This is a genomic window from Variovorax sp. E3, from assembly GCF_016082275.1.
Taxonomy (GTDB): domain Bacteria; phylum Pseudomonadota; class Gammaproteobacteria; order Burkholderiales; family Burkholderiaceae_C; genus Variovorax.
In genome coordinates, this window is the sequence record NZ_MOWM01000033.1 from 19,918 (window position 1) to 43,255 (window position 23,338).

Sequence of the window (23,338 nt, forward strand, 5' to 3'; positions counted from 1 at the left end):
CAGAGCACACCATCGACGTGAGCGTTTTCAGCGCACTGGTTGATCGGCCGCGAACCAGCAGCGTGCCCAAGTGCATAGGGCATCGGGTACTCCCCGTAGCGAAATAAAGGAGGAGGCCGCAGGCCGGGGGACATTCGCGGAGGGGAGTACCCGGTGTCCTGTGCACCCGCCAAGAAGGCCCCCGACAACAGCCTCTCAACCCAACAGACAACCCAGCACCTTGCCCAGCATGTCGTTCACATCCACGGCCTGCACCGCCCCGGGCAGCTCGACATCGCCGTGCATCACGAACACCGGCTTGCCCCATTTGAGCCCCATCGCCATCTCCGACAGCGTGCCCATGTTGCCGCCGATCGCGATCAGGCACACCCCGCTGCGCGCGATGATGCCGTTGCGCATCTCGCCCATGCCCGTGGGGATCGCCACGCTGAGCCACTCGTTGGCGTTGCGGTCGTCGTCCTCCGGCAGGATGCCGACGGCAATGCCGCCGGCTTCCACCGCGCCGCGCGAGGCCGCGGCCATCACGCCGCCGCGCCCGCCGCAGACCACCGCCATGCCCGCGCCGGCCAGCGCATGCGCCACCGCATAGGCGGCCTCGCACTCGGCCGGGCCGCCGTCGCCGGGACCGAGCATCGCCACCGGCTGTCGATGGCGCGCCGGGCCCCACTGCTTCTGCGCAAGGCGCGTCAGCGCCTCAGTGACCGGCGCCGACAGCACCGCGCTCGCGCCTTCGCGTAAAGACATCGCCCACTCCCATCACGATCACACACACCACCATCAGCACCAGCGACAAGGCCGCCGCCACCGCGAAATCGGAACCGCCGTCGCCCACCTGCGCCAGCAGCATCAGCGGCAGGATGTTCAGCTGCGTGCCCACCAGCGCCAGCGCCGTGCCATAGGTGCCCATGGCAATCGCCGCCACCATGCAGGCGTTTGACAGCACCGAGGGCAACACCTCCGGCACCACCGTGTCCCAGAACGCCCGCGCTTTGGACGCGCCCAGCGTGCGCGCCGCCTGCGCCGGGCGCAGGTCGAGGTTGGCGAACACCGGGTACAGCGACAGCGCCACGCGCGGGATCAGGTAGTAGGCATAGGCAAAGCCCAGGCCCGACACGCTGTAGATCCAGCTGCCGATGGAGGCCGGGTCCGCGCCCAGGCCCGCCAGCAGTTGCGTCACGAAGCCCGCGCGGCCGAAGGCCAGGATGAAGCCGTAGGCGATCACCAGCCCCGAGAAGGCCAGCGGCAGGCCCAGCAAGGTCATCATCCATTGGCGCCGCGCCGCCGGTTGCCGCGCCAGCTCGATCGCGATGCAGGTGCCCACCAGCGCCGACACCGCACCCGCCGCCAGCCCGAGCGCCAGCGTGTTGCGCAGCGCGCCGAAGAACAGCGGGTTGCCGAACAGCCGCGCGAAGGCGCTGCCGCCCTCGCCGAAGGCCTCGGGCAGCAGCGCCGCCAGCGGCACCGCGAAGAACAGCGCCATGAAGGCCCATGCGGGCCAGGCGCCAAAGCGTCGCATCACGTTCCTTCGGGCCTCGGCGTCACTTGCCCAGCGCCGCTTGCGCCCAGAGCTTGTCGACCTCGGCCTTGCGCTCCGAGGCCTTCACCACGTCGAGCGGACGGATCTGCGGCGCGGGCGGCATCTTGGCCGCGATGTCGGCCGACAGCGGCGTGCCCGGCACGGCCGGCCGCACGAAGCCCTGCGCGAACAGCGACTGGCCGGCCTCGCTCATGATGAAGTTCAGCCACAGCTTGCCCGCGTTCGGGTTCGGGCCGTTCTTCACGAGGCTGATGGCGTAGGGCGCGGCCACGCTGGCTTCCTTGGGAATCACCACTTCCACCGCGTCGCCCATGCCGTCGGCGTGCTTGGCCTTGAGGCCGTCGTTCTCGTAGCTGATCCACACCGGGATCTCGCCCTTGAGGAACTTGGCATACGGCGTGGTGCCTTCCACGCGCAGCACGTTGCCGGCCGAGTGCAGCTTGCCCAGGTAGTCGGTGCCGGGCTGCACGTTGTCGACGCCGCCGCCGTTGGCATAGGCCGCGGCAAAGGTCAGCACCTGGCCGATGCCGGTGGAGCGCGGATCGAGATACACCACCGTGCTCTTGAACTCGGGCTTGAGCAGGTCGGCCCAGCTCGTGGGCACGTTCTTCACCAGCTTCTTGTTGACCAGGAACGCGATGTTGAGCGTGTGGATGGTGAACCAGCGGCCCTCGGCCTCGCGGAACACCGGCGGCAGCTTGTCGAAGTTGACGGGCTTGAAGGGCGCGACCACGTCCTTCTTCGCCGCGTCGACGCCGGAGGCCGCGAAGTAGTAGGCGGTGTCGGCCTGCGGGCGGCGCTTGGTCTTTTCGAGCGCGACCACGGTGGCGGCGGAGCCGATGTCGTTGTAGGTCAGCTCGATCTCGGGGTAGCGCTTCTTGAAGGCCGCGAACAGCGACTTCCAGTTGGCCCATTCGGGGCCGGTGTCGAAGGACACGCACAGGCCTTCTTTCTGCGCCTCGGCGTACAGCGCCTTTTCGCCCGCGTAGAGCTCGGGGCCGTCGAAGGCGAAGGCGGTGCGCGCCGCGAGGGCGGCCAGGGGCAGTGCGCCGGCGGCCTGGATCAGATGTCTGCGTTGCATGGTGGCTCCTTGAAGCGGAAAAAGTGAAGGGTCAGTGATCGAGCAAGCGGAGGTGCTCGGGCGCGATGGCAATGGCGTCCACGGCCGGCGCGGGCGACTCGGCCAGGAAGGGCTTGGGCGCCCCCGGCACCTCGAAGTCGTAGCGCGTGAGCGCGCCCAGGTAGCGCTGCGCGCCGGTGCGGCCCGCAAGGCGGTTCACCGCGTCGGGCGCGGGTCGGGGCGGATGTGTTCGGGGCGCACCAGCACGTGCACTTCGGCGCCATAGGCGCGGCGGCCCGTGGGCGCGGCCAGTTCGGCAAAGCCCAGGTCCAGCCGGTCGGCGCCGCTCACCTTGGCCGGCAGGATCGTCGAGAGCCCGACGAACTCGGCCACCGCGCGGCTCGCGGGGTTCTCGTAGATGTCGCGCGGCGTGGCGATCTGCAGCAGCCGGCCGTCCTTGAGCATGGCCACGCGGTCGGCCATCACCAGCGCTTCTTCCTGGTCGTGCGTGACCAGCAGCGTGGTGGCATTGAAGCGCTGCTGGATGGACCGGATCTGGTCGCGCAGATGGCCGCGCACGCTCGCGTCGAGCGCCGACAGCGGCTCGTCGAGCAGCAGCGCGCGCGGGTCGATGGCCAGTGCGCGCGCCAGTGCCACGCGCTGCTGCTGGCCGCCCGAAAGCTGCGCCACCGCGCGCTGTGCGTAGTCGCCGAGGCCCACGATGTCGAGCAGGTCCTGCGCGCGCTGGCGCCGCTCGGCCGTGGCCACCTTGCGCAGCTTGAGCCCGTAGGCCACGTTGTCGAGCACGCTCAGGTGCGGGAACAGCGCGTAGCTCTGGAACACCATGCCGATGTGGCGCTGATGGACCGGCGTGCGCGACATGTCTTCGCCGTCGAGCGCGATGCGCCCGGTGTGGCCCGTTTCCAGGCCCGACACCAGCTTCAGCAGCGTCGACTTGCCCGAGCCGCTGGGCCCGATCACCGCGACCAGTTCGCCCGTGCGCACGTCGAGCGACACGTCGTGCAGGCCGTGCGTGCTGCCGGGGTAGTTGTAGCTGACGTTGTCGAGGAGGAGGCTCATGGGGCTTAGGCGCGTTGCTTCACCAGGGAGGAAGAAAGAAGCGCCGACGCGCTCGCCAGCACGAGAAGGATCACCGTGGCCGCGCAGGCGAAACCCGTGGCGCCGTAGAAGGCCTGCAGCAGCACCACCGGGTACGTGCGGTTCTGGAAGCTCGTGAGCAGGTTCGACACGCCGAACTCGCCCACCGAAATGGCGGCCACCATCACCAGCCCGCTGATCAGGCTCTGGCGCAGGCTCGGCAGCACGATGCCGGTGAACTGCTGCCAGCCCGAGGCGCCGAGCGTGGCCGCCGCCTGCTCGAGCCGGCCCAGGTCGAGATGGCGCAGGTCGGCCAGCAGCGTGTTCGTGAGGTAGGGCAGCGTAAGAATGGCGTGCGCCGCGATCAGCAGCGGCATCGAGCCCAGCCAGGGCACCAGGTCGGTGTTGAACACGATCATGTAGCCGAAGGCCATGGTGATGGGCGGCACCGCCACCGGCGTGGCGCTCACGATGCGCGCCGCCAGGCTGCCGCCGCGCCGCGCGCCGTGGTACAGCGCATAGGCCAGCGGCAGCGCCAGCACGGTGTTGATGGCGCAGGCCGACATGGCCACCACCAGGCTGCTCACGAAGGCCTTGCGGAACGAGGTGTCGAGCCACAGGTCGACATACCACTGCCCCGTGATGCCCGTGGGCAGCAGCGTGTTGGTCCAGTTGCCGCCCAGGCTGCCGATCATCAGCAGCGCGATGGGCAGCAGCAGGTACAGGCCGTAGATGAGCGAGATGCCGCGAACCAAGGTTGTCTCCAGTGTCAGGAACACCCGGCATACTTTCCGGATGCGCTACTGTCTGCGCCGGGCGTTCCGCGGCGATGCCCGAATTCTAGGAATCGCGTGCGTACCTATGGGTGAAAGTTGGATGACGATACTTGAGCAATTGGAAAACGTTTTTCACGCAGCTTTCACACAGCGGGGCCATGCATGAAGCGCGACTGTCCCACCATCCAGGAGCTGCTGGCCTTCGACGCCGTGGCGCGCCACCAGAGCATCACGCTCGCGGCCGGTGCGCTGTGCATCACCGTGAGCGCGGTGAGCAAGCAGATCGCGGGGCTCGAGGCCTTCCTGGGCCGCGAGCTGCTGCAGAAGAACGGGCGCGGCGTGCAACTCACGCCGCAGGGGCGCGTGTACTGGCAGAAGATTTCGGGCGGGCTGCGCGCCATCGAGACCGCGACCTTCGAGGCGCGCTCGGGCGACGCGGGCGCGGGCCTGCTCACGCTGGCCAGCGTGCCCACCTTCCTGACCAAGTGGCTCATTCCGCGCCTGCCGGCCTTCAGCCAGAAGAGCCGCCACGTGATGCTGAGCTTCAGCCGCCACCTGGAGCCCAGCGACGGCATTCCGGCGGGCGTGGACGCCGCCATTCGCTACGGCCCCGACGGCTGGCCCGGCGTGGTGTCGGAGTACATCGCGGGGCGCGAGTTCGTGCTGATCGTGGCGCGTGCGCTGGTCGAGGGGCGGCACCGCATCGCGCAGCCGACCGACATCCTGGGCCACACGCTGCTGCATCACGAAGGCGCGCCCACCGCATGGCGCCAGTGGGCCGCGCAGCATGGCGTGCCCGAAGTGCAGACCGTGGCGGGGCCGCGCTTCGCGCAGTATTCGGCGTTGATCCAGGCGGCGCTCAACGGGCTGGGCATCGGCCTCGTGCCCAAGCTGCTGGTGCAGGAAGAGCTGGCCGAAGGCGCGCTCGTCAGCCCGTGCGGCGCGCCCGTGAGCGTGAACCAGGGCCACTACCTGTGCTACCGACCCGACCGTCTCGACCTGCCGGCCTTCGTGGCGTTTCGCGAATGGCTGCTCGACGAGGGCGTGGCCTCGCGCGGCGTGGAGACCGAGGCATGATTTCCGAAAGCAAACACGCAAGGAGTTGGAACCAATGAAAGTCGCAGTCATGGGCGCCGGCGCGGTCGGCTGTTATTACGGGGCGATGCTCGCGCGCGCGGGCCACGAGGTGGTGCTGATCGGCCGGCCTTCGCATGTGGAGGCCGTCAACGCGAACGGGCTGCGGCTGGAGACGCGGGCCTTCGACGAGCACGTGCGCATGGCCGCGAGCACCGAGCCCGATGCGGTGCGGGGCGCCGACCTCGTGCTGTTCTGCGTGAAGTCGACCGACAGCGAAGCGGCCGCCGCGCAGATCAGGCCGCACCTGTCGCCCGACGCGCTGGTGCTCACGCTGCAGAACGGCGTGGACAACGACACGCGTGTGCGCGCCGTGCTGCCGCCGTCGAACGAGGTGGCCGCGGCCGTCGTCTACGTGGCGACCGGCATGAGCGGCCCCGGCCATGTGAAGCACAACGGACGCGGCGAGCTGGTGATCGCGCCGTCGCGCCGCAGCGAAGAAGTGGCGCGGCACCTGGCGGCCGCGGGCGTGCCCACGCAGATCTCGGACAACGTGCGCGGATCGCTGTGGGCCAAGCTCATCTTGAACTGCGCCTACAACGCGCTGTCGGCCATCACGCAGCTGCCGTATGGCGTGCTGGTGCAGGGCACGGGCGTGACCGACGTGATCCGCGACGTGGTGGCCGAATGCCTGGCCGTGGCGAAGGCCGAGGGCGTCGAGGTGGTCGGCGACACCGAGGCCGCCTTGCGCGCCATTGCGCAGACCATGCCGGCGCAATACTCGTCGACCGCGCAGGACCTGGCGCGCGGCAAGCTCAGCGAGATCGACCACCTCAACGGGCTGGTGGTGCGGCGCGGCGAGGCGCTGGGCGTGCCCACGCCGGCCAACCGGGTGCTGTTCGTGCTGGTGAAGCTGCTGGAAGGCAAGCAGCAACAAGGAACCCGCAGTTAGCCTTTGGCTGGGAGCGCGACTTCTCGTATCATTTTGAAACGCGCCTTGCAGGCGCCATGAACGGGGCATCTCGCCCCGTTTCTACAAGAGAAGCGCTGGAGGAGTTCATGTTCGAACGGATGCAACAGGCCATCAAGCGGCCGTGGGGAGTGTTGGGTCTTCTTGCCGCTCTGGCAGGCGCGGGGGCAGTGCAGGCTGCCGAGCCTCAGCAGGCCCACGTCATTTCGAAGCAGTGGCATGTGGACTACGAGGTGGCGCCCGATGGTCGGTCCACGGCCACCTACACAACGGCGGCCCAGATCGTTCATGCGAGCGCACTGGAGGCCTTGAAGTCCTCGAGCTTCTCGTACAGCACGAGCATCCAGAAGGGCGAGATTCTGGAGGCCTATACGTTGAAAGCCGATGGGCGGCGCATCGTGGCGCCTCCGACCAACTACCAGACCGAAGTCAACAACGGACGCGACGGGGCGAAGCCACTCTTCTCCGACTACACGCGCCTGTCGGTGGTGTTTCCGGACCTGGCCGTGGGCGACACGGTCGGCGTGAAATACCGGGTCGCGGACAAGGAGCCCATCTTTCCGGGCGCCTTCTCGGTCGTTCAGTCGTTCTCTCCGTACAACGTCTATGAGGACGCCCGGGTCACGGTCCGTTTCGCCAAGTCACTCGACCTGAAGTTCGAAAGCCACAACCTGAAGGAGGAGGCCGCCAGCGAGGACGGCGGTCTGCAGGTGCGCACATGGAGCTATCGCAACCCGTCCCCGCGGACGTACGAGGAGGCCGACGAGGGGATCTGGCGTCTCGAGGAACTCCCGGTGCTGATGGTGAGCACCTTCTCGAGCTACGAGTCGATTGCCAAGGCCTATGGCGACCGTGCATTGCCCAAGGCCGAGCCCACGGACCGGGTGACTGCCTTGGCGAAATCCATCGTGGGCGATCAGTCGGAGCCTCTCGTGCGTGCCCGGCTGCTCTACGAATGGGTGTCCCGCAACATCACCTACGGCGGCAACTGCATCGGCGTGGGCGCGGTCGTGCCGCGAGACACCGACACGGTGCTCGACAACAAGATGGGCGACTGCAAGGATCACGCGACGCTGCTGCAGGCGCTGTGGCGCGCGGCGGGTATCCGGGGCGAACAGGTGCTGATCAATGCAGGCGGCCAACTCGATCTGCCGGCCACGCCCGTCGTGTCGATGGTGAACCATGTCATCAACTATCTGCCTGACTGGAAGATCTACCTGGACGCCACGGCCAAGGACGTTCCCTTCGGTTACCTGCCGACTGGCTCGTATGACAAGCCCGTCCTTCATGTGGGCGCGGCCACGGCACTCGCAAGAATTCCGCCCTTGCCTGCCGACGGGAAGCTGCAGCAAGTGCGAACCAGGCTGCGCGTCAACGCCGACGGCAGTGCGACCGGCGATATGCGGGTCAGCCTCAAGGGCGCACACGCCGCGCAATGGCGCGCCTTCATGGGTGACCTTCAGGCGACCGCGGTACGCGACTTCGTGCGGCGCACGCTGTCGGGTTCCGGCTTCAAGGGCAAGGGAGAGCTTGATCGCGGCGATCTGTCCGAGGCGAAGGTCCTGACCGACGCGTATTCGTTCGGGTTCACCTTCGAGATAGACAACTATCTTCAGGCAGGCACTTCCGGGGCCTTTCGGTTGGCCCCCGTCGTCGACCTGCCGCTGTCGGTTGCTCGTTTTGCATTCAAGGGAGAACAGGCCGCCGTCACGCGCCGTCACTACTGCACGGGGTTCAAGACCGAGGAGATCTATGACATCGAACTGGCGCCGGGCGTGAGCTTTGACCAATTGCCGGAGTCGTTGACGAAGCGTGGCCGGTACCTCGATTTTGCGAGCAGCTACAAGCGCACCAAGACCGGCGTGCGTGTGGCGCGCGAGCTGTTCGACAAGACGCCCGAAGGCGTCTGCACCGCGGATTTCATGAATGGCTGGCTGGCCGAAGTCGTGCCGATTGCGCAGAACCTGAAATCGCAGGTCTTCTACAAGCGCAAATCGCGCTGAGCTTTCACTGCCGGGCTCAACCCGGCATCGGCTCGCGCATCGTCACGAACTCTTCAGCGGCGGTCGGGTGAATGCCCACCGTGCTGTCGAACATCGCCTTCGTCGCGCCCGCGCGCATCGCCACGGCGAAGCCCTGCACCACCTCGCCCGCATCCGCGCCCACCATGTGCAGGCCCACCACGCGGTCGGAGGCCCTGTCGACCACCAGCTTCATGAAGGTGCGCTCGGTGCTGCCCGACAGCGTGTGGCGCAGCGACTTGAACTCGCTGGAGAACACCGTCACTTCGCCGAACTTGGCGCGTGCGTCGAGCTCCGAGTAGCCGCAGGTGCCGATGTTCGGGTGCGTGAACACGGCCGTGGGAATGAATTCGTAGTCGAGCCGGCGCTTGCCCTTGCCGAACAGCTCGTCGACCACCACCATCGCCTCGGCCAGCGCCACCGGCGTGAGCGGCACGCGCGTGGAGACGTCGCCCACCGCGTAGATCGACGGCGCCGAGCTGCGGTAGTGCGCATCGACCGCGATCGCGCCGCGTTCGTCGAGCTTCACGCCCGCCGCTTCGAGGCCGAGCCCTTGCGTGTTGGGCACGCGGCCGGTGGCGAACAGCACCGTGTCGACCTCGATCTGCTGGCCGCGCGCCAGCGTGACCGTCAGGCCGTGCGGGCCGCGCGTGACCGAGGCGGCCTCGCAGTTGAGCCGCAGGTCGACGCCGGCCTTGTCCATCTCCTTCGCGAGGAACTGGCGCACGTCGTCGTCGAAGCCGGTGAGCAGGTGCGCGCGGCGGTGCAGCTGCGTCACCTTGGCGCCGAGGCCGTTGAAGATCGACGCGAACTCGCAGGCGATGTAGCCGCCGCCCACCACCAGCAGGCGCTTGGGGAACGGGTCGAGGTCGAACATCGCGTCGGAACTCACGATGTGCTCGCGGCCCGGAATGTCGGGCACGAAGGGCGTGCCGCCGGTGGCCACCAGCAGGTGACGCGCGGTGTGGCGCTTGCCGTCGATCTCGACCGTGTGGGCGTCGACCAGCTGGGCCCAGCCGGTGACGAGCGTCACGCCCGAGTTCTTCAGCAGCGAGCCGTAGATGCCGTTGAGCCGGCTGATTTCCTTGGCGCGCTGCGACTTGAGGTGGGCCCAGTCGAACCGCGGTGCTTCCGGCAATTTCCAGCCGTAGCCCGCGGCCTCCTCGAAGGCTTCGGCGTAGCGGCGGCGTAGCTGTAGAGCTTCTTCGGGATGCAGCCCACGTTGACGCAGGTGCCGCCCAGTTCGGCGGCCTCGGCCAGGCCGACGCGAGCACCGGTTTGCGCCGCCATGCGCGCGGCGCGCACGCCCCCGCTGCCGCCGCCGATGACAAAGAGATCGAAATCGAATGTGCGCATGAAAGGCTCCTTGGCCGCCGACTGTAGCGGCGGGCCGAAGGCGGCGCTTTCGGCGGGGCTTAGAAAAACCGCGGCCGGTACACAGCGCCGCCGAAGGGCCTTGGCGGCAACGCTTGACCCTGAAGCTGCTTCAGGGATTCCACTGTCCGCATCAGGCCACGCGGAAGTTCATCGCCACCGGCGACGCTGCCGAGGGCCGGTTGTCAGGGAGAGACACATGGGCATGCTGGAAAGACTTTTCGGGGCCACGGCGGGTCGCGGCACGGCGGCGGCAATGGCGGCGGCCATCACGGCTCGCGAGGCGGCCACGGGAACGGCAGCGGCATGCCGCCAGGGGGAGGCAATGCCTGCCCCGCATGCCGCACCGTCAACGCACCGGGCGCGCGCTTCTGCCAGCAATGCGGCGGCGCGATGGCGCCGCCCGCCTGCCGCCAGTGCGGCACCGCGATGCAGGCCGGCGCGCGGTTCTGTGCCCAGTGCGGGCAGTCGGGCGAGGCCGCGCCGCGCGGCTGAGCCTCAGGGCGGGGTCGACGAGCTCGGCGAGGTCCAGAGGCGCCTCAGGTCTTCTTGCTGCTGCGCCGGCGAAGCGCCTTGCTGCTGCTGTTGCTGCATCGCGCGCAGTTGCGCTTCCTGCGCCTGACGCACCGCGTTCTGCTGCGCCGCCTGCTGGAGCTGCACCTGCTGCTGCATCTGCAGGGCGCGCAACTGCAGTTCCTGCTGCTGGCGAAGCTGCAGCTGTTGTTGCTGGACCTGCGCCGCCTGCTGGGCCGCGCGCTGCTGCTGTTGGAGCAGTTGCTGTTGCTGCAGCGCCTGCGCTTGCGCAGCGCGCAGCTGCATCTCCTGCTGCTGGCGCAGGGCCTGCTGTTGCTGCTGCTGGAGTTGCAGCTGCATCTGCTGTTGTTGCTGCTGTTGCTGCCAGCGGTCCTGCTCGGCGCGCTGGCGCCAGTCGCGCCGCTGCTGCTGTTGCTGCTGCCACTCGCGCTGCTGGCGCCAGTCTTCCTGCTGCCGCCATTCGTCTTGCTGGCGCTGCTCCTCCTGTTGGCGCCACTGCTGCTGTTGCTGCCACTCGATCTGCTGGCGCACGGCCTGGGTCGCGCGCTGCTGCTCCAGCAGCTGCTCCTGCTGCGCCTGCAGCTCCGGCGAGTACTGGACCTGCGGCTGCCGCGAGACGAGGGCCGGCACCAGCGGCGTCGGCCGGCCGAAGCGCGCGGACCCCGCCCGGTCGTCGAGCCGGTTGCGCTCGGCCACCCAGGCGTCGAAGCTGCTGTCCTGCGAGCGCGTGGTTCGCACCGTCGTGAGGTTGCGCCCCGAGACCGTGGTCTGCTGGCGTTCGGTCAGCAGTTGCGAGATGCGGCCGCTGTCGCCATAGAGCGTGAGGTTGCCCGCGGCCACCGCCACCCAGGTGGTGCTCGGCTCGGCGGCGATGCGGTAGTCGCCCGGTGCCCCGATCACCAGGTACAGGTTGCCGGTATGGATCTTCAGGCGCTGGCCCGCGAGCCCGCCGCGCACGCGCAGCTGCAGGTCGCCCCGGTTCACGGTGAGGTGCACGAAGTCTTCGTCGACCCCGGTGAAATCCACCCGCGCGTCGCCGTCGAGCCGCAGCAGGGCCGGGCCGATGTTCACTTCGCGCGCGCGTTGTCGCCGGTCCAGAGCCGGTCGCCGACGGCAAGCGCGCGGTCGGGCCGGGCGGCGTACCAGCCGTCCTGGCCGGCGGGCGAGACGTTCACCGTGCCCTGCTGCAGGTTCAGGCGCGCGATGGCGGGCGGCGGCCCTTGCTGGGCGCTGGCCGCCAAGCCCGCGCCCAGCAGCGCCAGGCCGAGCAGCCAGCGGCGCAGCGGACGTGAAAGGCCGGAAGGCGTGTGCGGTTCATGTGATTCCTCTGATCCCCGGATGGACGAAGCGATGGCGTTGTAACGCGCGAGAATCCGCTGTCGCTGTCAGCGCCGCACCCCAGCTTGGTGAAGCGCGCGTGCAATCGGCAACCAGCTGTTAACGAGGGAACAGGTATGAAGAACAAAGACAACGCATGCCCGGTGGGAGAAATGCGTTTTCACAACACAAGCAGAACGCGGGAGCGTACAGCCTGGATGACGGCGCTGGCGCTGTCCTTGGTGGCCGCGGGGACACCGTCCGCCCAGGCCCAGCTGGCGCGCAAGCCTTCCTACTACCAGCAGCAGAACCAGCCGCAACCCGAGGCCCGGCCGCGCAGCTGGTGCCGCGCCCGGCCGTGCCGTCGTCGCTGCCGGCGCTGCGCAGCCAGGGCGACTTCGACACGCTGGCGCGCGTCTACGACGCCGGCACGCCGATGCAGCTGGCCCACGTGCTGTTCGCCGTCGACCTGAAGGCGAAGCCGGCGCGCATGTACTACATCGACACGCCGCGCTACCAGCTGCACGTGCGCTTCCTGCGCGACACGCGGCTCGTGCCGAACACCATCAAGCGCGAGATCGACCGCAACTACCTCGTGCCCGACCGCCGCTTCCTGTTCGGCACGCTGAGCTGGCAGCAGAACATCGGCACCTTCACCTACGAGTTCTGGGAGGGCGACCAGCTCACCGCGCCGCTGCTGCGGCAGGCCGACGCGCAAGTGAAGGCCAGCTTCTTCGCGCCCGTGAAGTTCAAGACCAACTCCACGCTGCACGAACGCATCGCCAAGGAAACCGGCATCGACTACGTGAGCCAGGAAGCGCTGATCCGCGAGCAGCCCTTTTTGCCGATGAACCTGGGCACCGCCACCGGCCGCGTGCGCATCGTGGACGACGAGTCGGGCATCAACGCGCTGCTGCCCGACGACATCGCCGTGCTGCGCCAGGTGCCGATCAGCCTGCCGCCGGTGGCGGGCGTGCTGACCGAGCGGCCGTCGACCGCGCTGTCGCACGTCAACCTGCTGGCCAAGGGCTGGGGCATTCCGAACGCCTACGTGCGCGACGCCGCCGCCGTGCTGAAGGAGCACGCGGGCCAGTGGGTGGCGCTGAAGGTCGCGGCCTCGGGCTACCAGGTGCGGCGCCTTGCGGCCGACGAAATCGCTGCGCTGCCGCCGCGCGCCGTGCGCACAGCAGCCGCCGGCGCGGTGCCCGGCGGCGCGCGTGCCATCAAGCCCGACCTGCGCGAAGCCAGGTTGCTGCCGCTGGTGTCGCTGCGCGCGCGCAATAGCGCGCAGTGCGGCACCAAGGCCGCGAACCTGGGCGCGATGCAGGCCGCGCGCATTCCGGGCACGTCGGTGCCCGACGGCTTCTGCGTGCCGTTCGCGCACTACGACCGCTTCATGCGCGCCAACGGCCTGGCCGATCGCATCGCGCGCATGCAGCAGCAGCCCGGCTTCGCGAGCGATCCGAAGCTGCGGCAGAAGGCGCTGGCGCAACTGCGCGACGAGATCGTGCAATGGCCGGTCGATGCATCCACCGCCGCTTCATGGCGCGCCGCATGGCAGTCGCAACTGGGCGGGGGCGGCGTGTTCGTGCGCAGCTCGTCGAACTCCGAAGACCTGCCCGGCTTCAGCGGCGCGGGGCTCTACACCACCGTGCCCAACGTCAAGACCGGCGACGCGCTCGAGGTCGCGGTGAAGAAGGTCTGGGCCTCGGTGTTCAACCCCGAGGCCTGGGAAGCGCGCAGCGCCGCGGGCTTCGGTGCCGAGTCGGTGCTGATGGGCGTGTTCGTGCAGACCGCCATCGACTCGACCAACGCCGGCGTGATGATCACGCGCGACCCCTTCGACGCGGGCCATCCGCACGTCACGTACATCTCGGCCAAGCGCGGCATCGGCATCCGCGTGGTCGAGGGGCAGCGCGTGGCCGAGCAGGTGATGTATTCGAGCTGGTCGAAGGCCATCCAGGTGCTGAGCCGCTCGGCCGAGGAAACCTCGCTGCAGCTCGACAAGGAGGGCGGGGTGAAGGAGGTGCCGGTGGAGGCCGGGCGCAACGTGCTGACCGATGAGCTCGTGGTGCGGCTCGCGAACGTGGGCGCGGCCGTGAAGCGCACCTTCAACGCGGTCGATCAGGACATCGAGTGGGCGACGGTGGGAGACAAGATCGTGCTGCTGCAGGCGCGGCCGTATGTGGAGCGGCGGCGCTGAGTTCAGCGCCCGCCGCTTCCTGCGGCCTTCCTGCTACTTGTACAGCAACTGCGGCAGCCACAACCCGATCTGCGGCCACATGTACAGCAGCACGATCGCCAGCACCTGGATCCCCATGAACGGCAGCATGCCCAGGAAGATCTGGTTCAGCGTCACGTGCGGCGGGCTCACGCCCTTCAGGTAGAAGGCGGCCATGGCCACCGGTGGCGACAGGAACGCCGTCTGCAGGTTCAGCGCCACCAGCAGCCCGAAGAACAGCGGGTCGACGCCGAAGTTGTCGAGCAGCGGAATGAAGATGGGCATGAAGATCACGATGATCTCGGTCCACTCCAGCGGCCAGCCCAGCAGGAAGATGATGACCTGGCTCAGGATCAGGAACTCCACCTTCGTGAGGTTCATGCCGAGCACCCACTCTTCCACCAGCGCCTGTCCGCCCAGCAGCGCGAACGCGGCCGAGAAAATGGCCGAGCCCACGAACAGCCAGCACACCATGGCCGAGGTCTTGGCCGTGAGGAACACCGACTCCTTCAGCACCGTGAGGTTCAGCCGCCGGTAGGCCGCCGCCAGCAGCATGCCGCCGAGCGCGCCCATGGCCGCGGCTTCGGTCGGCGTGGCCAGGCCCAGCACGATCGAGCCCAGCACCGACATGATCAGCAGCACCAGCGGAAAGAACGACGCCAGCAGCATCTTGAAGATCTCGAGCCGCGCGAAGCTCAGGAACAGATAGAACAGCGTGACCATGGCGCCGAAGATCGCGAAGGTGACCCACCACCAGGTGGGCGCGGGGCGCTCGGTGGCGGCGGCTTCGTTTGTCTCGGTGATGCCCGGCGCGGCTTCGGGCGGTTCGGCCAGCGGCGCCGCGGACGCGGCGGGCGCGGGTGCCTGTTCCTCGCCGGGAGGCTCCTGCAGGCTGTCTTCACGCGGTGGCTCCTGCAGCCCACCCTCGCTCGGCGGCTCCTGCAGACCGCCCGCGCTGGGTGCCGCGCTGCGCACGGCGCCGATCTCCTCGATGTCGTAGCGCGCCTGCGCCTCGACTGTCGTCACGGCCTTGTAGCTGAAGACCGCGAGCAGCAGGAAGATCACGCCGGGCATCGCGACGATGCCCAGTTGCTTGAGCACATGCGAGAACGGCACGTCGGCATTGCGCCGCCCCTTCAGCAGCCCGACCAGCGCGTGCGCTGCGGGGCTGTCGGCCAGCCGCTGCGACAGCGGCGGCAGCGGCACCACGCGCTCGGCCTGCGACAGCGGCGGCGCCCACTGCGGCTTGAGCCACGCGATGAGGATCACATACAGCACATAGAGCGACGCAAGCATCAGCCCCGGAAAGAACGCGCCCGCATACAGCTGCACCACCGACACGCCCGCCGTCGCGCCGTAGACGATCAGCAGCACCGACGGCGGGATCAGGATGCCCAGGCAGCCGCCCGCCGTGATGGCGCCCGCGGCCAGCGGCACGCTGTAGCCGCCGCGCAGCATGGCCGGCAGCGCCAGCAGGCCCATCAGCGTGACCACCGCGCCCACGATGCCGGTGGCCGTCGCGAAGATGGTGCACGTGACCAGCGTGGCCACGGCCAGCGCGCCCGGCAGCCGCGCCAGCGCCAGGTGCAGGCTCTTGAACAGCGACTCGATGAGGTTCGCGCGCTCCACCAGGTAGCCCATGAACACGAACAGCGGCACCGCGATGAGCACGTCGTTGGCCATGGTCTTGAAGGCCGACTGCACCATCAGGTCGAGCGTGCGGTGCCAGTCGCGGTCGTAGGCCAGCCACGTGAAGATCATGCCCATGCCCATCAGCGTGAACGCCGTGGGAAAGCCCAGCATGATGGCCACCACCACGAGCGACAGCATCAGCAGCCCGAGGTGGCCGTTGGTGATGGTCTCGGCGCTTGCCAGCACCGAGCCCGCGCCGATCACGATCAGCGCCATGAACGACAGGCCGAACCAGAGTTCGCGGCGGATCATCGCGCGCCTCCGCCGGCCGGGTGCGCGGCCGGCGCCACCACCACGCGGTCGAGCGCGGCGATGTCCTCGTCCTTCACGTGCACCATTTCCTTGAGCTTTGCGACGTCGACCTCTTCCACGTCCTGCTCGCGCGACGGCCATGCGCCGCGCTGGATGCACTGCACGCAGCGGATGATCTCGGCCATGCCCTGCAGCAGCAGCGTGAAGCCCGCGAGCGGAATGATGAACTTGAACGGGTACAGCGGCAGCGGCTCGGCCGAGAAGGTCTGCTCGCGAATGGCCAGCGACTCGCCCGCATAGACCCAGCCCGCCCAGGTGAGCGCGACGATGCCCGGCAGGAAGAACACGATGTACAGCACCAGGTCGACGATGGCCTGCGTGCGCGGGCGGAAGAAGCCGTAGAGCACGTCGCCGCGCACATGGCCGTTCTTGGAGAGCGTGTACGCGCCGGCGGTCATGAACATGGCGCCGTACAGCATGATCTGCGCGTCCAGCACCCAGGCGTGCGGGTTGTTGAGCGCGTAGCGCGAGAACACTTCCCAGCTGATCAGCAGTGTGAGCAGCAGGGCGCACCAGGCGAAGGTCTTGCCGATCCAGGTGGAGAACCGGTCGACCGCCAGGAGAAAGGATTGCATCGGAACGAACTCCTCGCCGCGGCCATCGGGCGCGGCTTGCTTGCGTGCAGGCATGAAAAAAGAGGGCGCCGCGCGGGCGCCCTTGCGTCACGTGACGCGCATCAGGTCTTCTTGGCCTGCCGTCCGAAGTAGTGGTTGTAGGCCATCTTGAAATCGACCGAATAGTCGTTCTGCCACTGGCCCGCGCGCTCGGCGAAGGCACGCTGCGAGTCGAGCACCTTCTTGAACATCGGGTTCTCGGCCGACTTCTTGGCGATGGTCTTGTCCCACGAGGCGAGCTGCGCGCGCAGCACGGCGTCGGGCGTCTTGTAGAACTTGATGCCGCTCTTCTTCAGCTCTTCATAGTCCTTGGAGTTGCGGTCGATGGCCTTCCAGCTCATGTCGGCACTGGCCGCCTGCGTGGCGTACTCGATGATCGACTTGAGCTCGGGCGGCAGCGACTTGAGCTTGCCGCCGTTGAACAGCACCTCGAACTGCTCGCCGCTCTGGTGGAAGCTCTGCAGCATGCAGTTCTTGGCCACGTCGGGAAAGCCCAGCACGCGGTCGCTGGAGGCGTTGTTGAACTCGGCCGCGTCGATCAGCCCGCGGTCCAGCGCGGGCACGATCTCGCCGCCGGGCAGCGGGTTCACGGCCGCGCCCATGTCGGTGAATACGTCGACCGCCAGGCCCACGGTGCGGAACTTCAGGCCCTTCATGTCCTCGGCCTTGGCCACCGGCTTCTTGAACCAGCCCAGCGGCTGCGTGGGCATGGGGCCGTAGAGGTAGGAGGCGACGTCCAGGTTCAGGCTCTTGTAGATCTCGTCCATCAGCGCCTTGCCGCCGCCGTAGGTGTGCCAGGCCAGGATCATGTTGGCGTCCATGCCGTAGCCCGGGCCCGACCCCCACAGCGCAAGCGCCGAGTTCTTGCCGTACCAGTACGCGACCACGCCGTGGCCGCCGTCGAGCGTGCCCTTGGCCACCGCGTCGAGCAGCTGAAAGGCGGGCACCACCGAGCCGGCGGGCAGCACCTCGATCTTCAGGCGGTTGCCCGCCATGTCATTGACCTTCTTGGCGTAGTCCTGCGCGTACTCGTGGAAGATGTCCTTGGCGGGCCAGGTGCTCTGGAAGCGCAAGGACGTGGTCTGGGCCATGCTGACCATCGGCACCGACATGGCGCCGGCGGCCACGGCGGCGCCCTTGAGCAGCCCGCGGCGGCGGGGCAGTTTGCTGTCTGTCATTTGTCTCTCTCCAATTGGCTGTTCTGACTGGGAAAACCCAGGCCGCCGTCTTGGAGTTATGGTTTGACAGGCCCAAGCCGCCATCATTTGGCGCGAGGGAACACGCGACAAACAGGGTTTTCACGAAGCGGTGAAAAATCCCGCTAGTTGAAAACCCGTACTGCAAGGAAACAAAGAGATGACTGAATCCGTGGCGAACAAGGGCTACGCCGGCGACGTGACGCCCGAGCAGGCCGCCCAGTGGATGACCAGCGGCGAAGCCGTGATGGTCGACGTGCGCACCGACGCCGAGCGCGAATGGGTCGGCTATGTGCCGGGCGCCGTGCCGCTGGCGTGGAAGCAGTGGCCGGGCATGGCGATGAACCCGGCCTTCGACGCGGGCGTGCGCGCGGCCGGTGAAGGCGGCAAGAAGGTCGTGCTGCTGTGCCGCAGCGGGGTGCGCTCGGTGGCGGCTGCCAAGCGGGCGACCGAGCTGGGGGTCGAGGCCTACAACATCCTCGAAGGCTTTGAAGGCAACCCGGACGAGAACGGCCACCGTGGGTTGATCGGCGGATGGCGCAAGCGCGGGTTGCCGTGGAAGCAGAGCTGAGTAGCCTGCCCTCGCTACGATGCAGAAGACCGTGTGGCGCCGCTGCTCGATGGCGCTCTCTTCATGGCGGGGTCAGAAGATCCGGGCGATGGGCGCGGAGCCAGTTCTCGGCATGGGTCAGCAGCTGTGCGGCCTGGGCGATACAGGCCTGCAGCGTGGCGGTGGAAACCGGGTCACCTTCGTAGTCGCTCACGTTGCGTTGCCGGCGCAGCGCATCGAGCACGATGATCTCCGGCTGTGCCACCGCCATCGTCAGGCCGAGGCTCTGGATGGCCGTCTGGTGGTGGCCCGGCTGGCTGGTGGACGTGCGGTAGCCGTTGGCCCACAAACCCAGCATCGCGCATTGCATGATGGATTTGTAGGCCGCATCGAATCGGTTGTCGGCGCTCACCTGTGCCACATGCGCGTCGGCCAGATTTCGCCGCGCCGCCTGAAGCAATTTGGCGATGCCCGCTGCATCAGGCTGATGGGGCTGCAGTCGCCCGATTGCCAGCAAGTTCAGCAAGCTCATCGGCTCCTCCCTTCACGAACAGCTTTGGCTTGGCCAGTATGTCGCGTGCGAATGCATCGCCGCTGCGCGCGCGCTGCGCAAATTCTTCGGGCGTGTAGAGCACCGTGTTCACCTCGCGGCCCAGCGCCGCATGCAGAGGGAACACTGCCTGTGCCAGCGCCATGAAATCCACGCTGCCCAGCACCAGCAAGTCCACGTCGCTGCCCGGCGAGGGTGTGCCACGCGCGATGGAGCCGAAGACCAGCGCCAACCCGATTTGCGCATCCAGAGGCGCCAGCGCATCGCGCACGGCAGGCACCACGCCGTGCGTCTTGCGAAACAGCGCCGCCAGATCATCGAACAGAGGATGGCTTGTGTTGGCGCCGTAGCGCACCTGGTTGCCTTGTTCGCTGCGTACCAGCAGGCCTGTGCGCGCCAGCTTATCTACCTCTCGCGCCAGCGTGCCCGCATGGCTGGCGGTCAGGCGCGCAAGTTCCCGCAGGTGGAAGCTCGACTGTGGCTGCAGCAACAGCACCGCCAGCGTGCGTTGGCGCGCGGCGGGAAACAGCAGGTCCATCAAGGAAGAGTCGTTGCTCATTAGGCGACGATTGTTGCTAATAAGGCGACATTCGGCAAGTGTGGAATGCCGGCTTGTCTCATGCATTGTTCAAGCACCGTCGATCGCGCGGCACTCATGGTGAGCCGAAAACAGGAAGCCCACGGCGTGCCGTGGGCTTGGTTGGCGTCGGGGGCGTCTGCCCTGGCGGCAGAACTGACCGAAAAGATCCGCTCGCCTCACTCGGCCGTGGCCGGGTCGATCACGCTGTAGACCCGGTCCACGCGATTGGCCGGAAAGCCGCCGAGCTCCGCGTGCCGGCGCACCAGGGCCTCGTCGGTGGCCTGGTAGACGCAATAGACGCGGTCGTCGGTCACGTAGCTGTGGATCCACTGGATGTCGGTGCCCATGCTGCTGAGCACACCGCAGGACTTTTGCGAGATGGATTTCAGGTCCGACGGGGTCAGCTTGCCGGCGCCTGGGATGTCTCGCTCGATGACGAATTTGGGCATATCGGTACTCCTGTCTACTGCCTAGAATCGGTCGAAGGTGACCAGTGCCTATGGTGCCGACGCGAAGCCGTTCCGTATTGCCCGCTTCGCCGGACTTGTTGACCGAAACCCCGCCCTCGCTTGCCGGGAGGTGACCATGGATGTCTTGTCTGACGTGCTGCGGACCATCCGCCTGGAGGGCGCGCTGTTCCTGAACGGGGACATGTATGCACCCTGGTGTTTCAAGGTACCCAAGGGTACGGACATCGCGCAGTTGCTCAGGCCCGGTGCGCAGCGCCTGGCCATCTGCCACCTGGTGCTGCAAGGCGAATGCTGGGCCCAGGTCGAAGGCGGGGCGCCGATCCGGGCACATGCCGGCGAAGTCATCGCCGCGCCGCATGGCGACTCTCATGTGCTGGGCAGCGGCCTGCAGCATGCGGCAGTGGACATGGCGCATGTGGTGAGTCCGCGGGCGCCCGAGCTGGAGCGTGTGCGCTATGGCGGCAATGGCGAGCGCACATTGCTCGTGTGCAGCTGGTTCGCGTACGAGGGCGACGCGCCCAACCCCGTCATGGCGAACATTCCGCGCCTGTTCACCACGCCGCTGCGCAGCAGGCCGGCGGGCCCGTGGATCGAGCAGTCCATCGACTTCGTGCTGGGCGATGCGGCTTCGCATACGCCCGGTTCGGAGATGGTCGCCGCCAAGGTGGCGGAAGTGCTGTTCGCCGAAGTGCTGCGCGGCTACATCGAGTCCATGCCCGCCAACAGCCCCGGCTGGCTGGCCGGCCTGCGCGACCCCCACGTGAGCCGCTGCCTGGCGCTGATGCATGCCGAGCCCGCGCGCAACTGGACGGTCGACGCACTGGCGCAGGAAACCCACATCTCGCGCAGCGTGCTCGCGGACCGCTTCACCGAACTGGTGGGCGCGCCGCCCATGCACTACCTGGCGCGCTGGCGCATGATCCTGGCCGCCGGCATGCTGCGAAAGGACCAGTGCAACCTGGCGCGCATTGCCGAGGGTGTCGGCTACGAGTCGGAAGCCGCCTTCAACCGCGCATTCAAGCGCGAGTACGGCGTGTCACCAGGGGCATGGAGGCACAACGGCGCCTAGGAGGCCGTGCGGCGAAAGCGTGAGGAGCGCGCGGCGGCCCGATGGATTGGGCCGCATGCCCTTGAGGTAAACCCTGATGGTTCTTCGACGCCTGTCTGCCTAGGATTGCGTCTCTCTGCACAATCGATTGTGCAAAACATTCAAACCTCTTCTTGTGACGCGGCAGTTCCCGCTCCCCGCGCCATCGCCAGATCATGAAGCTCGGCCTTCCTCGTGACCCGCAACTGTCGTTCCTGCTGCTGGTGAATCTGCTGGTGATCGTTGTCGCGACCGCCTGGTCCCGCGGGCAGTTCGCCAGCGCCGACAACCTCCAGTCGATGGCAAGCCAGCTGCCCGAAATCGGGTTGCTCGCCATCGGCGTGATGCTCACCATGATTTCCGGCAACGGCGGCATCGACCTGTCCGGCGCCGCCATGGCCAACCTGGCCGGCGTGGTGGGCGCGCTGGTTGCGCCGCAGCTGGTGTCTCCCGACGATGCGCCGGCCCTTTTCACCGTGCTCTTCGCCGCCGTGGCCCTGGTCACGGGCGTCGTGGGCGGCGCGGTCAACGGCTTGCTCATCGCACGCCTGGGGCTCACGCCGATCCTGGCAACGCTGGGTACGCAACTGGTGTTCACCGGCATCGCGGTCGTCCTCACCAACGGCTCCGCCGTGCGGCTGGGCTACGTGGAGCCGCTGTCGGCCATCGGCAACGACATGGTGCTGGGCATTCCCATTGCCTTCGTCATCTTCTTCCTGGCCACGCTGCTGCTGGGCCTGGTCCTCGGCCGCAGCGCCTACGGCGTGCGGCTCTACCTGATGGGCACGAATCCGAAGGCGGCGCGCTTCACGGGCATCTCGCCGACCAGGGTCCTGCTCACGACCTACGTCCTGAGCGGCGCGCTGGCCGCGCTGGCCGGCGTGCTCATCGCATCGCGCACCGCGAGCGTGAAGTGGGACTACGGCGGCTCGTACCTGCTCATCACCATCCTGATCGCCGTGATGGCCGGCGTCAGGCCCTCCGGCGGATACGGCCGCATGACCTGCCTTTTCTTCTCCGCCACGGCCTTGCAGGTTCTCTCGAGCGCTTTCAACCTGGTGGGCATTTCCAGCTTTTTCCGCGACTGTGCCTGGGGACTGATGCTGCTGCTGTTCCTGGCCTCCTCACGCGTCGAGTTCAAGCGCTGGCTGCCGCGCCGGGGTTGAGCACCGCGCCAAGTCATCCATTCATTCATTCATTCACTTCCCGAAGGCCCCGGCGCAATTCCCTTCTTGCGTCGGGCGCATGTGTCGAAGGGCGATTTTTCAAGGAGACAGCCAAGATGAAAAACACCAGAAAACTGATCCCGTGCGCTTTGATCGCCGCCGCGGCGGCCACCGCCGTGGGCGCAATCCATGCGCAAGGCAAAGAGCAGGTCATCGCCACCGTGGTGAAGATCACCGGCATCAGCTGGTTCAACCGCATGGAAGATGGCGTCAAGGCGTTCGGCACCGACAACGCCGGCATCAAGACTTTCCAGACAGGCCCCGGTCAGGCGGACGCGGCGCAGCAACTGCGCGTGATCGAAGACCTCGTGGCCAAGAACGTCAGCGCCATCGCGGTCGTTCCCTTCGACCCGCCGACGCTCGAACCGGTGCTCAAGCGGGCGATCGACAAAGGCATCAAGGTGGTGACCCACGAGGCCGACAACCAGAAGAACACGCAGATCGACATCGAGGCTTTCGACAACGTCGACTACGGCGCGCGCCTGAACGACCGCATGGCGGAGTGCATGAACAAGAGCGGCAAGTGGACCTCCTTCGTCGGGTCGCTGGGCAGCCAGTCGCATGTGCAGTGGGCCGATGCCGGCGCGGCGAATGCGTCGAAGAAATATGCGGGCCTGCAGCTCGTCGCCGCCAAGAACGAGTCGTTCAACGACGCGACCAAGGCCTATGAAAAAACCAAGGAGCTGTTGCGCAAGTATCCGGACATCAAGGGCTTCCAGGGCTCCTCGTCCCTCGACGTCCTGGGCATCGGCCGCGCGGTGGAAGAGGCGGGCAAGCAGGGCAAGGTCTGCGTCTTCGGAACCGGCCTGCCCGGCGAAGCCGCCAAGCTGCTGGAGTCGGGCGCCATCACCGGCATCTCGTTCTGGGATCCGAAGGATGCGGGCATCGTCATGAACAAGATGGCCAAGCTGCTGCTGGACGGCAAGAGCCCCGAAACCGGCATGAACCTGGGCGTCAAGGGCTACGAGAAGGTGCTGGTTTCCAAGGGACCGGGACGCGGCGTGATCGTTCGCGGCCAGGCCTGGGTCGACGTCGACAAGAGCAACTACAAGCAATACCCGTTCTGAGGCCGTCCGGCT

At 67.6% G+C, this 23,338-nt stretch carries 20 protein-coding genes and 3 pseudogenes; 9 read left to right on the top strand and 14 right to left on the bottom strand.

The window, feature by feature from the left end:
• Positions 1-195 precede the first annotated feature (195 nt).
• The 5 genes and pseudogenes from BMG07_RS14315 to BMG07_RS14335 all read right to left on the bottom strand — a co-directional run bounded on the left by BMG07_RS14315 (position 196) and on the right by BMG07_RS14335 (position 4,450).
• On the bottom strand, positions 196-744 hold the full coding sequence (locus tag BMG07_RS14315; protein ID WP_198085132.1) for a TIGR00725 family protein: 549 nt from the start codon (positions 742-744) through the stop codon (positions 196-198).
• Positions 695-1,516 (bottom strand): ABC transporter permease, encoded by an 822-nt coding sequence (locus tag BMG07_RS14320; RefSeq protein ID WP_198085133.1) that lies wholly within the window; start codon positions 1,514-1,516, stop codon positions 695-697. The genes BMG07_RS14315 and BMG07_RS14320 overlap by 50 nt, the downstream gene beginning before the upstream one ends.
• A 22-nt stretch (positions 1,517-1,538) precedes the next feature.
• Positions 1,539-2,618, bottom strand: a complete 1,080-nt coding sequence (locus BMG07_RS14325; protein ID WP_198085134.1) for an extracellular solute-binding protein — start codon at positions 2,616-2,618, stop codon at positions 1,539-1,541.
• 31 nt (positions 2,619-2,649) lie between these two features.
• Positions 2,650-3,677, bottom strand: a pseudogene (locus BMG07_RS14330) (ABC transporter ATP-binding protein).
• A 5-nt stretch (positions 3,678-3,682) separates the two neighbouring features.
• Positions 3,683-4,450, bottom strand: coding sequence for an ABC transporter permease (locus BMG07_RS14335; RefSeq protein WP_198085135.1), 768 nt, complete (start codon positions 4,448-4,450; stop codon positions 3,683-3,685).
• Positions 4,451-4,633: 183 nt separating this feature from the next.
• Between BMG07_RS14335 and BMG07_RS14340 the strand changes: the two genes are divergently transcribed.
• The 3 genes from BMG07_RS14340 (at position 4,634) to BMG07_RS14350 (ending at position 8,518) form a co-directional block, all read left to right on the top strand.
• Complete coding sequence (locus BMG07_RS14340) at positions 4,634-5,548, top strand: LysR substrate-binding domain-containing protein (protein ID WP_198085136.1); 915 nt, start codon at positions 4,634-4,636, stop codon at positions 5,546-5,548.
• Positions 5,549-5,582: 34 nt separating this feature from the next.
• The gene (locus BMG07_RS14345; RefSeq protein ID WP_198085137.1) at positions 5,583-6,497 is read left to right on the top strand and encodes a ketopantoate reductase family protein; all 915 of its coding nucleotides are present in this window, start codon (positions 5,583-5,585) and stop codon (positions 6,495-6,497) included.
• A gap of 107 nt (positions 6,498-6,604) precedes the next feature.
• Entirely contained in the window at positions 6,605-8,518 is a 1,914-nt protein-coding gene (locus BMG07_RS14350; protein ID WP_198085138.1) for a DUF3857 domain-containing transglutaminase family protein, read from the top strand.
• A 16-nt stretch (positions 8,519-8,534) separates the two neighbouring features.
• Here the strand turns inward: BMG07_RS14350 and gorA are convergent.
• A pseudogene (gene gorA, locus BMG07_RS14355) lies at positions 8,535-9,892 on the bottom strand (glutathione-disulfide reductase).
• Positions 9,893-10,216: 324 nt separating this feature from the next.
• On the opposite strand from gorA, the gene BMG07_RS42095 reads away from it, so the two are divergent.
• Positions 10,217-10,405 (top strand): zinc ribbon domain-containing protein, encoded by a 189-nt coding sequence (locus BMG07_RS42095; RefSeq protein ID WP_269758955.1) that lies wholly within the window; start codon positions 10,217-10,219, stop codon positions 10,403-10,405.
• Between the two features lie 3 nt (positions 10,406-10,408).
• On the opposite strand, the gene BMG07_RS14365 is transcribed toward BMG07_RS42095, so the two are convergent.
• Positions 10,409-11,515, bottom strand: coding sequence for a hypothetical protein (locus BMG07_RS14365; RefSeq protein ID WP_269758956.1), 1,107 nt, complete (start codon positions 11,513-11,515; stop codon positions 10,409-10,411).
• On the bottom strand, positions 11,512-11,685 hold the full coding sequence (locus tag BMG07_RS42100) for a hypothetical protein (RefSeq protein ID WP_269758957.1): 174 nt from the start codon (positions 11,683-11,685) through the stop codon (positions 11,512-11,514). Before BMG07_RS42100 ends, BMG07_RS14365 begins: the two co-directional genes overlap by 4 nt.
• 294 nt (positions 11,686-11,979) lie before the next feature.
• Between BMG07_RS42100 and BMG07_RS44885 the strand changes: the two are divergent.
• Positions 11,980-13,964 (top strand): annotated as a pseudogene (locus BMG07_RS44885) (PEP/pyruvate-binding domain-containing protein).
• A gap of 33 nt (positions 13,965-13,997) precedes the next feature.
• Here the strand turns inward: BMG07_RS44885 and BMG07_RS14375 are convergent.
• From BMG07_RS14375 to BMG07_RS14385, 3 genes are all read right to left on the bottom strand, one after another.
• Positions 13,998-15,926 (bottom strand): TRAP transporter large permease subunit, encoded by a 1,929-nt coding sequence (locus BMG07_RS14375; RefSeq protein WP_198085139.1) that lies wholly within the window; start codon positions 15,924-15,926, stop codon positions 13,998-14,000.
• Positions 15,923-16,561 carry a TRAP transporter small permease subunit gene (locus BMG07_RS14380; RefSeq protein ID WP_198085140.1) on the bottom strand — a complete coding sequence of 213 codons (639 nt, stop codon included), beginning with the start codon at positions 16,559-16,561 and terminating at the stop codon, positions 15,923-15,925. The genes BMG07_RS14375 and BMG07_RS14380 overlap by 4 nt, the downstream gene beginning before the upstream one ends.
• Before the next feature lie 101 nt (positions 16,562-16,662).
• Positions 16,663-17,778, bottom strand: a complete 1,116-nt coding sequence (locus tag BMG07_RS14385; RefSeq protein ID WP_198085141.1) for a TRAP transporter substrate-binding protein — start codon at positions 17,776-17,778, stop codon at positions 16,663-16,665.
• Positions 17,779-17,956: 178 nt separating this feature from the next.
• Here BMG07_RS14385 and BMG07_RS14390 point away from each other — a divergent pair, with 178 nt between their 5' ends.
• On the top strand, positions 17,957-18,367 hold the full coding sequence (locus BMG07_RS14390) for a rhodanese-like domain-containing protein (RefSeq protein ID WP_198085142.1): 411 nt from the start codon (positions 17,957-17,959) through the stop codon (positions 18,365-18,367).
• 61 nt (positions 18,368-18,428) lie between these two features.
• On the opposite strand, the gene BMG07_RS14395 is transcribed toward BMG07_RS14390, so the two are convergent.
• From BMG07_RS14395 to BMG07_RS14405, 3 genes are all read right to left on the bottom strand, one after another.
• Positions 18,429-18,878 carry a DNA-binding protein gene (locus BMG07_RS14395; RefSeq protein ID WP_198085143.1) on the bottom strand — a complete coding sequence of 150 codons (450 nt, stop codon included), beginning with the start codon at positions 18,876-18,878 and terminating at the stop codon, positions 18,429-18,431.
• Positions 18,826-19,455, bottom strand: coding sequence for a nucleotidyltransferase domain-containing protein (locus BMG07_RS14400; RefSeq protein ID WP_198085144.1), 630 nt, complete (start codon positions 19,453-19,455; stop codon positions 18,826-18,828). The genes BMG07_RS14395 and BMG07_RS14400 overlap by 53 nt, the downstream gene beginning before the upstream one ends.
• A gap of 197 nt (positions 19,456-19,652) precedes the next feature.
• Positions 19,653-19,925 carry a DUF4242 domain-containing protein gene (locus BMG07_RS14405; protein WP_130428343.1) on the bottom strand — a complete coding sequence of 91 codons (273 nt, stop codon included), beginning with the start codon at positions 19,923-19,925 and terminating at the stop codon, positions 19,653-19,655.
• Positions 19,926-20,061: 136 nt separating this feature from the next.
• Here BMG07_RS14405 and BMG07_RS14410 point away from each other — a divergent pair, with 136 nt between their 5' ends.
• The 3 genes from BMG07_RS14410 to BMG07_RS14420 all read left to right on the top strand — a co-directional run bounded on the left by BMG07_RS14410 (position 20,062) and on the right by BMG07_RS14420 (position 23,326).
• Entirely contained in the window at positions 20,062-21,015 is a 954-nt protein-coding gene (locus BMG07_RS14410) for an AraC family transcriptional regulator (protein ID WP_198085145.1), read from the top strand.
• A 194-nt stretch (positions 21,016-21,209) separates the two neighbouring features.
• A complete protein-coding gene (locus tag BMG07_RS14415) occupies positions 21,210-22,199 on the top strand; it encodes an ABC transporter permease (protein WP_198085146.1) in 990 nt (329 codons plus the stop codon).
• Positions 22,200-22,315: 116 nt separating this feature from the next.
• Positions 22,316-23,326 (top strand): autoinducer 2 ABC transporter substrate-binding protein, encoded by a 1,011-nt coding sequence (locus BMG07_RS14420; RefSeq protein ID WP_198085147.1) that lies wholly within the window; start codon positions 22,316-22,318, stop codon positions 23,324-23,326.
• The last annotated feature ends 12 nt before the right edge of the window (positions 23,327-23,338 follow it).

Coding starts and splice junctions, on each gene's coding strand:
- BMG07_RS14315 (WP_198085132.1), bottom strand. CDS start 744: ATGTCTTTACGCGAAGGCGCGAGCGCGGTGCTGTCGGCGCCGGTCACT.
- BMG07_RS14320 (WP_198085133.1), bottom strand. CDS start 1,516: ATGCGACGCTTTGGCGCCTGGCCCGCATGGGCCTTCATGGCGCTGTTC.
- BMG07_RS14325 (WP_198085134.1), bottom strand. CDS start 2,618: ATGCAACGCAGACATCTGATCCAGGCCGCCGGCGCACTGCCCCTGGCC.
- BMG07_RS14340 (WP_198085136.1), top strand. CDS start 4,634: ATGAAGCGCGACTGTCCCACCATCCAGGAGCTGCTGGCCTTCGACGCC.
- BMG07_RS14345 (WP_198085137.1), top strand. CDS start 5,583: ATGAAAGTCGCAGTCATGGGCGCCGGCGCGGTCGGCTGTTATTACGGG.
- BMG07_RS14350 (WP_198085138.1), top strand. CDS start 6,605: ATGTTCGAACGGATGCAACAGGCCATCAAGCGGCCGTGGGGAGTGTTG.
- BMG07_RS42095 (WP_269758955.1), top strand. CDS start 10,217: ATGCCGCCAGGGGGAGGCAATGCCTGCCCCGCATGCCGCACCGTCAAC.
- BMG07_RS14375 (WP_198085139.1), bottom strand. CDS start 15,926: ATGATCCGCCGCGAACTCTGGTTCGGCCTGTCGTTCATGGCGCTGATC.
- BMG07_RS14380 (WP_198085140.1), bottom strand. CDS start 16,561: ATGCAATCCTTTCTCCTGGCGGTCGACCGGTTCTCCACCTGGATCGGC.
- BMG07_RS14385 (WP_198085141.1), bottom strand. CDS start 17,778: ATGACAGACAGCAAACTGCCCCGCCGCCGCGGGCTGCTCAAGGGCGCC.
- BMG07_RS14390 (WP_198085142.1), top strand. CDS start 17,957: ATGACTGAATCCGTGGCGAACAAGGGCTACGCCGGCGACGTGACGCCC.
- BMG07_RS14395 (WP_198085143.1), bottom strand. CDS start 18,878: ATGAGCTTGCTGAACTTGCTGGCAATCGGGCGACTGCAGCCCCATCAG.
- BMG07_RS14400 (WP_198085144.1), bottom strand. CDS start 19,455: ATGAGCAACGACTCTTCCTTGATGGACCTGCTGTTTCCCGCCGCGCGC.
- BMG07_RS14405 (WP_130428343.1), bottom strand. CDS start 19,925: ATGCCCAAATTCGTCATCGAGCGAGACATCCCAGGCGCCGGCAAGCTG.
- BMG07_RS14410 (WP_198085145.1), top strand. CDS start 20,062: ATGGATGTCTTGTCTGACGTGCTGCGGACCATCCGCCTGGAGGGCGCG.
- BMG07_RS14415 (WP_198085146.1), top strand. CDS start 21,210: ATGAAGCTCGGCCTTCCTCGTGACCCGCAACTGTCGTTCCTGCTGCTG.
- BMG07_RS14420 (WP_198085147.1), top strand. CDS start 22,316: ATGAAAAACACCAGAAAACTGATCCCGTGCGCTTTGATCGCCGCCGCG.